This is a genomic window from Actinacidiphila yeochonensis CN732, from assembly GCF_000745345.1.
GTDB lineage: Bacteria > Actinomycetota > Actinomycetes > Streptomycetales > Streptomycetaceae > Actinacidiphila > Actinacidiphila yeochonensis.
This window is the reverse complement of record NZ_JQNR01000003.1, coordinates 941,861-956,693: the sequence shown is the minus strand read 5'-3', so window position 1 is coordinate 956,693 and position 14,833 is coordinate 941,861. Positions and strand designations below refer to the sequence as shown.

The following is a 14,833-nucleotide window of genomic DNA, read 5'->3' as shown; positions in this document are numbered from 1 at the left end:
GCCGTGCGGGTGGTGCGCGAAGTTATCCACAGGGTCCGAGCACGGGAACGGGGCGGCGTGCGAGGATGGGCGTCTCGCCTGACGAGACCCGGAGGGCGGGGCCGGACCGGTCGGCTGGGAAGCCGGTGCGGGTCCGGGCGCGAGCCCGGACGCGAGTGCAGCACGAGTGCAGTACGAGTCCAGTACGAAGAATGCGAAGGAGAAGCCGTCGTGGCGGGTACGAACCTCACGCGTGCGGAGGCGCAGGAGCGCGCGCGCCTGCTCGCGGTCGAGCGGTACGACATCGAGCTCGATCTGAGCGGTGCGAAGGAGGGCGGCACGTTCCGTTCGGTCACCACCGTGCGTTTCGAGGCGCGCGAGGCCGGCTCGACCTTCATCGACCTGGTCGCCCCCGCCGTCAAGGAGGCGGTGCTGGACGGCACCGCCCTCGACCCGGCCGCCGTCTTCTCCGACTCCCGCATCGCCCTGGACGGGCTGGCCGCGGGCAGGCACGAGCTGCGCGTCGTCGCGGAGTGCGCCTACACCAACTCCGGTGAGGGCCTGCACCGCTTCGTCGACCCGGTGGACGGCGAGGCGTACCTCTACACGCAGTTCGAGGTGCCGGACGCCCGCCGCGTCTTCGCCAGCTTCGAGCAGCCCGACCTGAAGGCGGAGTTCGCCTTCACCGTCAAGGCCCCCGAGGGCTGGACGGTGGTGTCGAACTCGCCGACCCCCGAGCCGTCCGGCGACGTGTGGGCCTTCGAGCCGACCCCGCGCATCTCCACGTACATCACCGCCCTCATCGCCGGCCCCTACACCTCCGTGCACAGCACGTGGGAGGGCGCGGACGGCCACGTCGTCCCCCTCGGCGTCTACTGCCGCCCCTCGCTGGCGGAGTTCCTGGACGCCGACGCGGTCTTCGAGGTCACCCGCCAGGGCTTCGACTGGTTCGGCGAGAAGTTCGGGCACCCCTACCCGTTCGCTAAGTACGACCAGCTCTTCGTACCGGAGTTCAACGCCGGCGCGATGGAGAACGCGGGCGCGGTCACCATCCGCGACCAGTACGTCTTCCGCTCCAAGGTCACCGACTCCTCCTACGAGCTGCGGGCCGAGACGATCCTCCACGAGCTGGCCCACATGTGGTTCGGCGACCTGGTCACCATGGAGTGGTGGAACGACCTGTGGCTGAACGAGTCGTTCGCCACCTACACCTCCATCGCGTGCCAGGCGCACGCCCCCGGCTCACGCTGGCCGCACGCCTGGACCACGTTCGCGAACACCATGAAGACGTGGGCCTACCGGCAGGACCAGCTGCCGTCCACCCACCCGATCATGGCGGAGATCAACGACCTGGACGACGTCCTGGTCAACTTCGACGGCATCACCTACGCCAAGGGCGCCTCCGTCCTGAAGCAACTGGTCGCCTACGTCGGCATGGACGCCTTCTTCACGGGCGTGCAGGCGTACTTCCAGCGCCACGCGTGGGGCAACACCCGCCTCACCGACCTGCTGACGGCGCTGGAGGAGACCTCGGGCCGGGACCTCAAGACCTGGTCCAAGGCGTGGCTGGAGACGGCCGGCATCAACGTCCTGCGCCCGGAGATCGAGGTCGACGAGGACGGCGTGGTCACCGCCTTCGCCGTCCGCCAGGAGGCCCCCGAGCTGCCGGCCGGCGCCAAGGGCGTGCCCGTGCTGCGGCCGCACCGCATCGCGGTGGGCGCCTACGAGCTGCGCGACGGGCGCCTGGAGCGCACCCGCCGGATCGAGCTGGACGTGGACGGCGCCCTCACCGAGGTGCCCGACCTGGTCGGCGCCGCCCGCCCGGACGTCGTGCTGCTCAACGACGACGACCTGTCGTACGCCAAGGTCCGGCTGGACGCCCGCTCGCTGGCCGCGGTCCGCGACCACGTCGGGGACTTCGCCGAGTCGCTGCCGCGCGCCCTGGTGTGGGCCGCCGCCTGGGACATGACCCGCGACGGCGAGCTGGCCACCCGCGACTACCTGGAGCTGGTGCTGCACGGCATCGGCAAGGAGAGCGACATCGGCGTGGTGCAGTCGCTGCACCGCCAGACCAAGCTCGCGCTGGACCTGTACGCCGACCCGGCGTGGCGCGAGGCGGGCCTGGCCCGCTGGACCGAGGCCGCCCTGGCCCATCTGGAGGCCGCCGCCCCGGGCAGCGACCACCAGCTGGCCTGGGCCCGCGCCTTCGCCGTCACCGCCCGCACCCCCGAGCAGCTGGACGTGCTCCAGGGCCTGCTCGACGGCAGCCGCTCCTACGAGGGCCTGGCCGTGGACACCGACCTGCGGTGGGCGCTGCTCACCCGGCTCGCCTTGACCGGCCGGGTCGGCGAGGACGCGATCGCGGCCGAGCTGGTCCGCGACGCCACCTCGGCGGGCGAGCAGCACGCCGCGGCGGCCCGCGCGGCCCGTCCCGGCGCGGAGAGCAAGGCCGCGGTGTGGGCCGCGGTGGTCGAGGACGACAAGCTGCCCAACGCGGTCCAGGAGTCGGTGATCTCCGGGTTCGCCCAGGCCGACCAGCGTGCCGACCTGGCCCCCTACACCGAGCGGTACTTCGCCGCGGTGAAGCAGGTCTGGGAGACCCGCAGCCACGAGATGGCCCAGCAGGTCGTGATCGGCCTGTACCCGACGTTCCAGGTCGAGCAGGCCACGCTGGACGCCACCGACGCGTGGCTGGAGACGGCGCAGCCGGCTCCGGCGCTGCGCCGCCTGGTCGTCGAGAACCGCGCGGGCGTGGAGCGCGCGTTGCGCGCCCAGGCCGCGGACGCGGCAGCGGCCGCGCGCGGCTGACGGCCCCGTCGCGCCCCGCCGCGCTCCGCAGTGTTCACCCGCGGAGCGCGGCGCTCGGGCGGGCCGCACGACGGTCCGCCCGAGTTCTCCTTCTCCCGGCTGCTCCCGGCTGCTCCCGGCCACGCGCGAGGGCGTTGTCCGCAGCCCGCCCGGGCTCCCTTCCTTCCGGCGAGCCGGGGGTCCCTCCTTCCCCGGCCGGCCTCCCCGGCCGGCCTCCCCGGCCCACCTCCCCGGCCGGCCTCCCGGCCGGGAGGGCTGGGCGCGGCCGCCCCGTGCGCCTCGGTGGCTGTCCGTGCCGCTCCGCGGCCTGGCGCGCCTCCGCGCCTCTCCGCCCCGCCCGGTTGTCGGCCCTCTTCCGTCCCGGCGGCTCGGCGAGTCGATGCCTGGCGCCGGTTCAGCGCCGGTTCAGCGCCGGTTCAGCGATGGTCGGCACGGTCCGGCTCGGCGGTTCCCCGAAAGCGGATCGTCGCGCCGTCCCATCCGCGCGCCGGAACCGCCCGGATCTGGTCAACGCCGCTTGCGCACACCTGTGCTGGTGTCGCGTCAGGGATTCCGGTGATCACCGGCGGGCATCGGAGTGAGTGGCGGGGCCGCCAAGCGGACGGTTCGGCGTGGTGCGGGTGACCTCCTGGTGGCAGAGGTAAGGGTGTGGCCATCCGGCGGCGCCTCCTTCGCATCACGTTCACCCCTGTTCACTTTCGTACCGCGCCGCGCTCCAGCCATAGTGCCGTGGGGCGCCTGACAAGGGTGCTCCACCGACGCTCAAGGAGGAATGTCCATGGCCGAGCTGACGCGACGCAGACTCCTGGGTTCCACCGCGGGGGCACTCGGAGGCGCGGCGGCGCTGTCCCTCCTCCCGCCCAGCGTGCAGAAGGCGGTGGCGGCGGGCCCGCCGCGGCAGGGATCGCTGCGGGACATCGAGCACGTCGTCCTCCTGATGCAGGAGAACCGCTCGTTCGACCACTACTTCGGCACCCTCTCCGGTGTGCGCGGCTTCGACGACCCGCGGGCCCACCGCCTCCCGGACGGCAGGTCGGTCTTCTACCAGCCCGACGCGGCCAACCCCGACGGCTACCTGCTCCCGTTCCACCTGGACACCAAGAGCACCAGCGCCCAGGCCATCCCCTCCACCAGCCACGCGTGGGCGGTCCAGCACCAGGCGTGGAACGGCGGCGCCATGGACCAGTGGCTGCCGGCCCACCGTGCCGCCGACGGCGCCAACGGCCCCTATGTGATGGGCTACTACACGCGCGACGACATCCCGTTCCAGTTCGCGCTGGCCGAGACGTTCACCATCTGCGACAACTACTTCTGCTCGATGATGGGCCCGACCTGGCCCAACCGGCTGTACTGGATGACCGGCACGGTGGACCCGTCCGGCACCAAGGGCGGTCCGATCACCTCGAACGCCGCGCCCAGCCCGTACCGCTGGACCACCTACGCCGAGCGCCTCCAGGCGGCGGGTGTGGACTGGAAGGTCTACCAGGAGACCGACAACTACGGCACCAACATGCTGTCGGAGTTCCAGCAGTTCCAGGACGCCAAACCGGGTGACCCGCTGTACGACCGGGCCATGGTCGCGCAGCCGGCCGGCACCTTCGAGGACGACGCGCGCAACGACCGGCTGCCCGCCGTCTCCTGGATCCTGCCGACCAGCTACCAGTCCGAGCACCCGGACTACCTGCCCGCCGCGGGCGCGGACTTCGTGGCCTCCAAGATCGAGGCCGTCGCCGCCAACCCCAAGGTGTGGGCGAAGACCGCCTTCATCCTCAACTACGACGAGAACGACGGCCTGTTCGACCACGTCGTGCCGCCCACCCCGAAGGCGGGCACGGCGGACGAGTTCATCGACGGCGAGCCGATCGGCGCGGGTTTCCGCGTCCCCGCGATCATCGTCTCGCCGTGGACGGTCGGCGGCTGGGTGACCGGCGAGGCGTTCGACCACACGTCGGTGCTCCAGTTCCTGGAGCACTTCACCGGCGTCGAGGAGCCGAACATCAGCCAGTGGCGGCGCCGCACCTTCGGCGACCTGCTGTCGGCGTTCCGGTTCTCCGACGCCCGCGGCACCGCGCCGAAGCTGCCCCGGAACACCGCCGAGCAGCTCACCGAGGCGCAGCAGGAGGTGGCGACCCTGCCGAAGCCGACGCTGCCCGGTGCGGCGCAGACCTTCCCGAAGCAGGAGAAGGGCAACCGCCCGCACGTGTGAGCCGCCCCGCGTCCCGGGCGGCGGACCGCTGCCCGGGACGCGCGTGCGTCCCCGCCCGGCGTCCCACCGGTCCTCCCGTACCGCTGCCCCGGCCGGACCCGCCGCGCTGGCCGAGCACGGTGCCGCCGAGCGCGACCAGCACGCCGGCCACCTGGACCGGGCCCAGTGCCTGGCCGAGCGCGATCCAGCCGATGGCCGCCGCCGACACCGTGCTCAACAGGGTCAGCAGGCTCACCGAGGCGGCCGGGAGTCGGCCGATCCCACGGAACCACAGGGCGTAGGCGACCGCGGTGTTGGCCACCGCGAGGTACGCGTAACCGACCGTGCCGCGGCCGTCCAGGGCGGGCGGGAGCCCTTCCGTGAGCAGCGCGACGGGTGCGATCAGCAGGCCGCCCGCGGTCAGTTGCCACCCGGTGAACGCCAGCGGCCCCACCCCCTCGGGCCGCCCCCACCGCTTGGTGAGCACCGTCCCGGCCGCCATCGAGACCGCTCCGCCGAGCCCGGCGAGCAGGCCGACGGCGTCGGCCCCGGCGCCCGGCCGCAGCACCACCATCGCCACCCCGAGCGCGCCGGTGAGCGCCGCGCCCACCGACCGGCGGGTCGGCGTCTCCCGCAGCAGCCCGGCGGACAGGGCCACTGCGAAGAGCGGCCCCGCCGCACCGCAGACCGCCGCCACCCCGCCCGGCAACCGGTAGGCGGCAAGGAACAGCAGCGGGAAGAACACGCCGATGTTCAACGCGCCCAGCACCGCCGCCCTCCCCCACCAGGAGCCGTGCGGTCTCACCCGGGTCATCGCGGCCAGCAGCAGCCCGGCCGGCAGCGCCCGCGCCAGCGCGGCGAAGAGCGGCCGGTCGGGGGGCAGCCACTGCGTGGTGACGGCGTAGGTGGAGCCCCACGCCAGGGGGGCGAGAGCGGTGAGAGCGGTGGTCGCGATCCGGTTCATGGCGTTGCCTCTTCAGGTTGGTGGCGGGTGGTCGAGCCGGGGGTCGAGCCGGGTGGTCGCGCCGGGTGGACGGCGGGGCGTGCGGCGGCGGGGGAGTGGCACCGCTTCCGGGAGCGCGCCGCGCCGGTGTCCGTACGGTCAGCCGGCCGACGCGGCGCCGGCCGCGGGGATGTCCTCGGCAGGTGACGGTGCAGGTGACGGGGCGGGTGACGGGACCGGGAGCGGGGCCGGGGCGGCGGACGTGGCCGGCGGCGCCAGCCGCACCGCCTCGGCCGGCAGGCGGTGCTCCAGGCGGAGCAGCGCCGCGGCGGCGGCGAGCGCGGTGCCGGTGAGGACGGCCCACGGCAGGCTCGCGTTCGCGGCGTTCAGCGCGGTGAACAGGGAGGGCGCCAACGTGGCGGCCAGCGACCAGGACAGCTGGTACGCCGCCAGGTAGCGGCCGCGCAGCGGTTCGGGGGAGGCGGCGACGGCCAGGGAACCGGCCGCGGGATTGTGGACGAGTTCGGCCACCGTGTAGAGCGCGACGAGAGCGAAGAGCGCCACGGGCGCGGCCCAGCCGAGCCGTTGACCCACAGCGCCGAGGACGGCCAGTCCCGCGAAGGCGGCGCCGAACAGCACCGCGCCCAGGGCCGCGGCCCGGGTACGCCGGGCCCGGCGCCGCCGTACGAACCCGGCCACGGCCACGCCGCCGACCGCGCACAGCACCGTGTTCACGGTGAAGGCGGCCCCGGTCAGCGCCTGCGGCTCGCCCAGCCGGCCGCCGATGAAGAGCGGGAAGAGCACGCCCAGGGCCGAATAGCCGAGCGCGGTCAGGAAGTTGGCACCGGTCAGCCCCAGGAAGGGCCGGTCCGCGAGCACCAGCCGGTAACCGGCCCGCGCCCGACCCGGTCCGCCCCGCTCGGACCGACCACCCGACGTCCTGCCGGAGCCGTCGGACCCCCTGGACCGCTCGGACCCGTCGGAGCCCTCAGAACCTCCAGGCCCCTCCGAGCCTTCAGACCCCTCCGAGCCGTCGGATCCCACCGAGCCGTCGGACTCCGCGGAACCGGAGCCGCCGGGACCGCGAGCGCCCGCGACCAGCCTCCCGCCCGTCGCCCCGGCAGGGTGGACGCGGCGCATCAGCAGCGCGGCCAGCCCGAAGCTCGCCGCGTTCAGCCACGCCACCAGCGTGAAGCCGCGGTCCCCGGCGAGCGAGACCACCAGGGACGCGAGCAGCGCGCCCGCGCCCAGCCCGCCGTTGCGCAGGGCCCGGGACGACGCCTGGAGCCGGTCGCGGTCGCCCCCGGCCGCGACCTCCCCGATCCACGCCTGCTGGACCGCGGGGAAGGCCCGGTCGCCGAAGGCGGTGCCCAGGGCGACGGCCGTGAACGCGGGCAGCGCGGTGGCGAACGGGTACAGCGCGAAGCCCGTGCCGCGCACCCCGTACAGCAGCAGTTGCGTCCGGCGCGCGCCGTAGCGGTCGACGGCCGCGCCGGCCAGCGGCAGCGCGGCCATCCCGGCCAGCCCGACGCCGGTGAGCACGGCGCCCACCACGGTGAACGACAGTCCGGTCACGTGGTGGAAGAAGACCAGGCTGAAGGGGACGTACATGCCCGAGCCCAGCGCGTCGATCCCCATCGCGGTGAGCATCGCCCGCTCACCTGGCAGCCGCTCCGGCACCGGTCGAGGCCGTGGCCCTGGCCGTGACCGAGGCCGTGGCCGTGCTCCGGACCGGCCGGTGTCCGGCGAGCCGCCGGTCGGCCGTCCGCTGCCACCGTCGCCGTGTGCCATCGCGAGCCCCCGTCCCTTGCGCCGGCCGAGGACCGGCGCCGTATGTAGGTCGTGAGTCAGTAGCTTAGATGCAAGCTACTTAGTGTCAAGCTACTTTCTGGCTGTCGACCGTCCCGGGTGGATACTCGGGCCATGCGAGACGACGCCGTGGACGCCATCACCGCCCAGTGGGACAGGGAGCGCCCGGAACTCGACACGCTGCCGATGGCGCTGTTCGGGCGGGTCTACCGGCTGTCGCGGCTGATGGGCGACCGCACGGAGAAGGAGTACCGCCGCTTCGGCATCGGCCGCGGCGAGTTCGACGTGCTGGCCGCGCTGCGCCGTTCGGGTGCTCCGTACACGCTCTCGCCGCGGCAGCTGTCGGCGACGCTGATGCTCACCACTGGCGGGATGACCGGGCGGCTGGACAAGCTGGAGAGTGCCGGGCTGCTCGCCCGCTCACCCGACCCGGACGACCGGCGCGGCCTGCGGGTCTCCCTCACCGAGCGCGGGCTGGAGCTGGTGGACGCCGCGGTGGGCGCGGGTCTGGAGCTCCAGCGGGCGGCCGTGGACGGACTCGCCCCCGGACAGGCCGAGCAACTCGCCGACCTGCTGCGGCTGCTGCTGGCGGCCACCGAGGACCCGGGGGGCACGGCGGGCTCGGCGGGGGCCCCGGAGGTGCGAGGCGCATCGGCCCGGCCGTAGGGCGTGGGCCGAAGGAAGGGCAGGGCCGGAAGAGGTACGGGAGCGCGCGCTCGGCCCTTCCCGCGAGGGCTCCGTGCCGGGGGCGCGGCCGGCAGCAGGCGCGTCAGTCTGCCCGGCCGCCCCGGCGGAGTGGTCAGCGGGGGGCGGCGGGGAGCCGGCGGGGGGAGGACGGCGCCCGGCGACTGGAGCCAGCCGTGCGCGGGAAGTGGCGGCGCGCCCGGTCGGACGGGAGCGGACAGCCCCGTGCCCCCGTCGGGCACCGGTGTGCGGTGACGGGGGCTCGCGCGCCGTCAAGAAGGTCAGGGCTGCTGCTGCTTGCGGGACTTGTCGGTGACGATGACCAGGCCGGCGATGATCACGAAGAGCGCGATCGGGATGCCGACGAACAGGCCGAGGGTCTGGGCGACGTTGAGGCCGCCGCCCGGGTCGTCGCCGTCGTCGTGGGACACCGCGAACGCGGGCGACGCCGCGAGCAGCATCAACGTGGTACCGGCGGTCACGACCCCGGCGCGCATGACCTTCTTGTTGAGCTTCTTGTCCACACCCTCAATGTAGTGACCACCTCCGGGCCCCGCGCGCGCGGGGTGCCCTACGGGCACCGTCCGTCACCCGGCCGCCCCGCTCCCGGCCCGTGGTCGCCCGGCCCGCCCGTCGTCCCCGTCGGTGCCGTCCTGCCCGTCGCCGGCCGCGCCGGCGGCCGTGTCCCCCGTCCCGGCGCCGGTCCCGGCACCCGTCCCGGCACCGGTCCCGGCACCCGTCCCGGCACCGGTCACGTCGGCCGGCGCGGCCGGTGCCGGGAGGGCGCTCTCCGGGGGTGCCGTACGCCCGTTCGCGGCCAGTGCCCGCCGGACGTCCTCGGCCAGGGCGCGCAGCCGCGCGGAGTCCGCCAGCTCCTCCAGGGTCAGCGGCGTGCCGTCCGGGCCGGCCACCGGGAGCCGCCAGTTGGGGTACTCGTCGCTGGTGCCCGGCAGGTTCTGCGGGCGGCGGTCGCCGACCCCGTCGGGCAGCCACACCCCCACCATCCGGGCCGGGGTGCGGGCCAGGAACCGGTGCACCGCCGTGACGGCCGCCTCCTCGCCGGCCGAGCCCTCCGGCAGTAGCCCCATCCGCTCCAGCAGCGCGATCCACTCGGCGACCTCGGCGGCGTCCTCGGCCTCCTCCTCCGCCAGCGGGCGCGCCAGGAGCCCGAGCCGGTGCCGCAGCCCGACGTGCTCCCCGGTCAGCCGGGCGGCCGTGCTGGGCAGGTCGTGCGTGGTCGCCGTGGCCACGCACCACTCCCGCCACTCCTCCGGCGGCAGTGGCGCCCGGTCGGCGGCCGGCCCCTCCCAGTGGCGCTCGAACCACAGCACGGAGGTGCCCAGCAGGCCCCGGTCGGCCAGTTCCTCGCGCACCCCCGGCTCCACGGTGCCCAGGTCCTCGCCTACCACCACGGCCCCGGCCCGGTACGCCTCCAGCGACAGCAGTCCGAGCATGGCCTCGGCGTCGTACCTGACGTACGTGCCCTCCGTCGGCGGCCGTCCCTCGGGCACCCACCAGAGCCGGAAGAGCCCCATCACGTGGTCGATCCGCAGGCCGCCGGCGTGCCGCAGCATCCGGGCGATCAGGTCGCGGTAGGGGGTGTAGCCGGCGGCGGCCAGCGCGTCCGGGCGCCAGGGCGGCAGCCCCCAGTCCTGGCCACGGGAGTTGAACGCGTCCGGGGGCGCGCCCACCGACATCCCCGCGGCCAGCACGTCCTGCATGGACCAGGCGTCCGAGCCCGCCGGGTGCACCCCCACGGCCAGGTCGTGCACCACGCCCACGGGCATGCCCGCCTCCCGTGCCGCCCGCTGCGCCGCGCCGAGCTGGCCGTCGGTGAGCCAGGTCAGCCAGGAGTGGTGGTCCACCCGCTCGCGCAGCCGGCCGCGCTCGCGGGCGACCTCGTCCGAGCGGGGATCGCGCAGCCCGGCCGGCCAGGCGTGCCAGTCGGGGCCGTGCACCTCGGCCAGCGCGCACCAGGTGGCGTGGTCCTCCAGTGCGGTCCCCTGGGCGGCCAGGAAGTCCGCGTACTCGGCGCGCCGGCCCGGGCCCATCGGCACCTGGCGGACCAGTTCCAGCGCCCGGTTCTTCAGCGGCCACACCGCGTCCCGGTCGATCAGCGCCGCCCCGGACAGCACCCCGCGCCGCAGCTCCGCCGCCCGCCGCACCAGCTCGGCCGCCTCCTCGCGGGCTGGGCCGGCCAGGTGGGCGAACTCCGGCACCGACTCCACCCGCAGGTAGACCGGGTCGGGGAAGCGCCGTGAGGACGGCCGGTACGGCGACGGGTCGGTCGGCGTGCCGGGCACCGCCGCGTGCAGCGGGTTCGTCTGCACGAACCCGGCCCCCAGTGTCCGGCCGGACCACGCGGCCAGGTCCGTGAGGTCGCCGAGGTCGCCCATGCCCCAGGACCGGGCGGACAGCACCGAGTACAGCTGCGCCATGAAGCCGAACGTGCGACCGGGCGGTCCGGGCAGCTGCTCGGGGGCCACCACGAGGTGGCCGCGGGCGGTGCGGCCGTCGGGTGCGTCGGCCCGCAGCACGTAGCGGCCCGGCGCCGGCAGCCCCGCCGCGGGCAGCCAGCCGGGCGCGTCTTCGACGGTGAGCGCGCTGCCCGGCGGCAGCCCGGCCCGGAGCGGGTCGAGGCTGCCGCGGCCGGCCCGCAGCACCGTGCACGGCGGCAGCAGCCGGCCCGCCTCACGCAGCCGGTGTGCCGCCAGGGCGTCCTGGACGGCGCGCCCCGTGCTCGCGTCCACCCCGAGCGACGCCAGCACGGCGACGACCGTGTCCCGCGGGACGGGCACCTCCGAGTCCGCGGTCGGCCTGTACGCCACGTCCACGCCGTACAAGCCGGCGAGCCGCACCAGGTCACGGTCCATCGGGCCTCCGTCCTCACGTTCGGTGCACAAAGCCCTACCCCGGGGCGCGCCGCTCCTACCCCGGCGGCACGCCGGCACCACCCGGGCCGGGCGCCCTGACGGAGCATCCGGGTGTCCGGCGGGGGTGTCCGGCGCGTCCCGGGGCGCCCCCACCGGTCGGGGCGCCCTCGCCGTCCCGGGGGGCACGGGCCGGTCCGGGGACGCGTGCCGTCCGGACCGAGGCGCGGGAGCCACCGTGGCGGCTGACCCGGCGGCGTACCCGGAGGATGCGGGCCCGGCCGCGAAAGGGCGCGGTGGGAAGGGCAGTTCGCGGTGGGCCGGAGCCGCGGGGAGGCGCCGCACAGACGTGCGCGCTGCCGTTCGTTGCCGTTCGTTCCGCATTGGGGCGCGGGTCATCTGACGCCCTGACGATGCTGGTGTGGGCGCCCACCACCCGGGCCGCCCGTCCGCCTCAACGCCCCACGGGGGAACTGATGTCCGGACCCGCAGCCCAGCCCGAACCCGGTGCCCCGGAGCCCGGGTCCCCTGCCGCCCGGCCCGGACCCGAAACGTCCGTGCCCGGCGCTGACGCCGGCCGCACCGCCGCCGGCCTGTCGGCACCGGGCGCGGCGACCCCCGTCCGGCCCGGCACCACCGTGCCCGTCCCGGCACCCCGGTGGGTGGACCGCCGGGCGCTGCTCGCCGCGGGCGCCGCCGTGGTGGCCGCCGGGGGCACCACCGCGTGGGTCTTCGGCCCCAGCGGCGGCCCGTCCGGCGCGCGCGCCACCGTGCCCGAGCCGTCCCGCACCCCGGCCCGGCCGGCGGCGACGGCCTCCGCCACCCGTGCCGTCAGCCCGCCGGTCCCACCGGCGACCGCCACCACCCTGCACAGCGCCGCGGCGCCCAGCGGCCGGGGCGGGTACCGGCGGCTGGTGGACGGCCCGGGCTGGCGCCAGGTGGTGCGCACCGAGCTGGCCGCCGCGCACCCCGGACGGGAGGAGCGCCGTACCGTCCTCGCGGCGTTCGTCCAGCTCACCGACCTGCACGTGGTGGACGTGCAGTCGCCGCTGCGGTTCGAGTGGCTGCGCGCGCACGCCCCGCACGACTGGCGCCCGCACGAGGCGCTGTCGGGGGCCGGCACCGTCGCGCTCGTCGAGCGGATCAACAGCCTGCGCGGCGGCCCGGTCACCGGCGCCCCGCTGACCTGCGCCGTCACCACCGGCGACAACACCGACAACAACTCGTCCGTCGAACTCGACTGGTTCCTCACCGCGTTGACCGGTGGCGTCCTCACGCCCAACACCGGTGAGCCGGACGTCTACGAGGGGGTGCAGAACTCGGGGCTGCCGCTCTTCTGGCAGCCCGAGAGCTCCCGCACCGACGACGACAAGAAGCGCGGCTTCCCGCACCTGCCCGGCTACCTCTCCGCCGCGGTCCGCCCGGTGTCCAGCCCCGGCCTGAAGCTGCCCTGGTACTCCACCGTCGGCAACCACGACGCGCTCTTCAGCGGCGCCTACGCCTCGGGCGGCTCCGGGTTCGCCGCCGAGGTGGCCGCCGGCTCGCGCAAGGTGGAGCAGGTGGCCCTGGCGGACGCGCTGCGTGCCGCCAAGGCCGTCCAGACGCACACCGACCCCACCGGCAAGGTGCTGCGGGAGATCGTGGAGCACTACTCCCGGACCGCCCGCACCGTCACCGCCGACGCCCGCCGGGTGCCGTTCACCCCCCAGCAGTACCTGGACGCCCACCTGGACCCGCGCCGCGCCGGCGCCGGACCGGTCGGCCACGGCTACGCGGCGGACGGCGTGGACGCCGACCACCTCTACTACACCTTCGACCTCGCCGAGGGCGTGCTCGGTGTCAGCCTGGACACCACCGACCGCGGCGGCTCCTACCTCGGCTCCATCGGCACGGCCCAACTGGACTGGCTGGACCGCACGCTGGCCGCCAACAGCGACCGCCACGCGATCGTCTTCAGCCACCACACCAGCCACACCATGACCAACCTGATCACCGATCCGGCCCGCCCGCACGAGAAGCGGCACGACGGCAAGGAGCTGACCGCGCTGCTGGGACGGCACCGCAACGTGCTGGCGTGGGTCAACGGCCACACCCACGTCAACAAGATCGAGTCGCACGGCTCCTTCTGGGAGGTCAACACCGCCTCCCACGTGGACTACCCGCAACTCGCCCGGGTGATCGAGCTGGTGGACAACCACGACGGCACGCTGTCGCTGTTCACCACGCTGATCGAGTCCGCAGCCCCGCACCGCACCGACTACACGGACCTGTCGCCCACCGGCCTCGCCTCGCTCTACCGCGAGCTGTCCTACAACGCGCCCGGCGCCGACCTGACCCGCTTCGTCGGCGCGGAGAACGACCGCAACACCGAACTGCTGCTGAAGAAGCCCTGAACCCCGGCCGGCCGCCGGCCCGGCGGCTCAGCGGGGGGTCACCACCAGGTACGCGGCCGAAGCGAGGTCGGCCGCGGCCGTCAGGGCGGTGCGGATGACGGCCGCCTGCCCCTCGGGGTCCTCCCGCAGCCGGGCCGGGGCCATCCGCACCACGGTGACCCCCAGTTCGGCCAGGGTGGCGTGCTGCCGGGCGCGGCGGCCGCGCAGCGCGTCGTCGTGCCGGTCGAGCACCACGGCCACCGCGAGCTCCGGCCAGAACGCGTCGGCCCGGCCCAGCGGCGGGCGGCCGGGCAGCCGCAGCTCGACGTTCCACACCGGGTCCGGCAGCCGGTAGCGGCCCACCACGCCGTACAGCAGCTGCTCGGCCGCGCCGTGGTCCTCCGCGCGCAGCACGTCCAGCGCCCGCCGCACCCAGGGCCGCTCCAGCAGCCGGCCGGCCGCCAGCTCGCGCACCACCGCGGCCGCGTCGCAGTGCCCGGCCCGCACCGCCTCGCTGAACAGCGCGCGCACGGTGTCCGGGTCGTCCAGGACGGCGACCGTGTCGGCCAGCGCCCGGGGGACCGGGGCGCACGGCAGGCCGTCGAGGTCCTGCGGCCGGGGCAGCTGCCGGTCCCGGTGCACGACGACGTCCCCGACGTCCCGCAGCCGGCGCTGCCGCGGCACCAGTACGTCGATGCGCGGCAGCCCGATCACCGGGGGCACCGCCGCGAAGCCGTGCAGCGCCAGGGCGGCCGGCCCCGTCACCATCACCTCGCGCCCGGCGGCGGCGCGGCCCCAGAACCCGTCCGAACCGTCGCCGTCGGGGACGCCGCCGTCCGGGTCGGCGGTGTCCGGGCCGGGAAGGTCCCGGTCGGGCGCGTACCCGGCGTACAGCAGCGCCGCCCGGACCCGCTCCTCGCTGCTGGGCGGCCCGGAGTGCAGCAGGCACACCTGCGGCAGCACCTGCTGCCACGGACCGCCCGGCCGGCAGCGGGCGGCCACGTCGGCCGAGGACAGGCCCAGGCCGCGCAACTGGCGGACCGTCATCACGGTGGTGCGGAAGGCGTCGCGACGGTCCAGGGCGTGGGGGGTGAGGTCGTTCACGTTCATGGGCAGGAGCATCCCGCTTCGGAGACGACGGGTAACCGCTTGTTACCGTCCCGTCGACAAAACCGGACAATGC

9 protein-coding genes are annotated in these 14,833 nt (G+C 75.4%); 4 read left to right on the top strand and 5 right to left on the bottom strand.

Annotation, left to right across the window (positions count from 1 at the left end; genetic code table 11):
* The first annotated feature begins 210 nt into the window (after positions 1-210).
* Together pepN and BS72_RS05570 are read left to right on the top strand one after the other, a co-directional pair.
* Positions 211-2,787, top strand: coding sequence for an aminopeptidase N (gene pepN / locus BS72_RS05575; RefSeq protein WP_037906873.1), 2,577 nt, complete (start codon positions 211-213; stop codon positions 2,785-2,787).
* Between the two features lie 778 nt (positions 2,788-3,565).
* The gene (locus tag BS72_RS05570) at positions 3,566-4,993 is read left to right on the top strand and encodes an alkaline phosphatase family protein (RefSeq protein ID WP_037906872.1); all 1,428 of its coding nucleotides are present in this window, start codon (positions 3,566-3,568) and stop codon (positions 4,991-4,993) included.
* On the opposite strand, the gene BS72_RS05565 is transcribed toward BS72_RS05570, so the two are convergent.
* Both BS72_RS05565 and BS72_RS05560 read right to left on the bottom strand, forming a co-directional pair.
* Complete coding sequence (locus BS72_RS05565) at positions 4,890-5,936, bottom strand: EamA family transporter (protein ID WP_037906870.1); 1,047 nt, start codon at positions 5,934-5,936, stop codon at positions 4,890-4,892. The two genes, BS72_RS05570 and BS72_RS05565, sit on opposite strands and share 104 nt — an antisense overlap.
* Before the next feature lie 138 nt (positions 5,937-6,074).
* Positions 6,075-7,565: an MFS transporter gene (locus tag BS72_RS05560; RefSeq protein ID WP_063835968.1), complete on the bottom strand. Its 1,491-nt coding sequence runs from the start codon at positions 7,563-7,565 to the stop codon at positions 6,075-6,077.
* A gap of 273 nt (positions 7,566-7,838) precedes the next feature.
* On the opposite strand from BS72_RS05560, the gene BS72_RS05555 reads away from it, so the two are divergent.
* Entirely contained in the window at positions 7,839-8,390 is a 552-nt protein-coding gene (locus tag BS72_RS05555) for a MarR family winged helix-turn-helix transcriptional regulator (protein WP_063835967.1), read from the top strand.
* Between the two features lie 299 nt (positions 8,391-8,689).
* Here the strand turns inward: BS72_RS05555 and BS72_RS05550 are convergent, their stop codons facing one another.
* On the bottom strand, positions 8,690-8,905 hold the full coding sequence (locus tag BS72_RS05550; protein WP_037907763.1) for a hypothetical protein: 216 nt from the start codon (positions 8,903-8,905) through the stop codon (positions 8,690-8,692).
* Positions 8,906-8,995: 90 nt separating this feature from the next.
* Positions 8,996-11,281, bottom strand: coding sequence for a 4-alpha-glucanotransferase (malQ, locus tag BS72_RS05545; RefSeq protein ID WP_078901028.1), 2,286 nt, complete (start codon positions 11,279-11,281; stop codon positions 8,996-8,998).
* 635 nt (positions 11,282-11,916) lie between these two features.
* Between malQ and BS72_RS05540 the strand changes: the two genes are divergently transcribed.
* Positions 11,917-13,671: a TIGR03767 family metallophosphoesterase gene (locus BS72_RS05540; RefSeq protein ID WP_037907761.1), complete on the top strand. Its 1,755-nt coding sequence runs from the start codon at positions 11,917-11,919 to the stop codon at positions 13,669-13,671.
* A gap of 27 nt (positions 13,672-13,698) precedes the next feature.
* Here the strand turns inward: BS72_RS05540 and BS72_RS05535 are convergent, their stop codons facing one another.
* Complete coding sequence (locus BS72_RS05535; protein ID WP_037907759.1) at positions 13,699-14,760, bottom strand: hypothetical protein; 1,062 nt, start codon at positions 14,758-14,760, stop codon at positions 13,699-13,701.
* Between the last annotated feature and the right edge of the window lie 73 nt (positions 14,761-14,833).

Bases quoted from the DNA above. Each gene is read 5' to 3' on its own strand.
- BS72_RS05560 (WP_063835968.1), bottom strand. From the start codon at position 7,565: ATGCTCACCGCGATGGGGATCGACGCGCTGGGCTCGGGCATGTACGTC.
- BS72_RS05555 (WP_063835967.1), top strand. From the start codon at position 7,839: ATGCGAGACGACGCCGTGGACGCCATCACCGCCCAGTGGGACAGGGAG.
- BS72_RS05570 (WP_037906872.1), top strand. From the start codon at position 3,566: ATGGCCGAGCTGACGCGACGCAGACTCCTGGGTTCCACCGCGGGGGCA.
- BS72_RS05565 (WP_037906870.1), bottom strand. From the start codon at position 5,936: ATGAACCGGATCGCGACCACCGCTCTCACCGCTCTCGCCCCCCTGGCG.
- BS72_RS05550 (WP_037907763.1), bottom strand. From the start codon at position 8,905: ATGCGCGCCGGGGTCGTGACCGCCGGTACCACGTTGATGCTGCTCGCG.
- BS72_RS05535 (WP_037907759.1), bottom strand. From the start codon at position 14,760: ATGAACGTGAACGACCTCACCCCCCACGCCCTGGACCGTCGCGACGCC.
- malQ (WP_078901028.1), bottom strand. From the start codon at position 11,281: ATGGACCGTGACCTGGTGCGGCTCGCCGGCTTGTACGGCGTGGACGTG.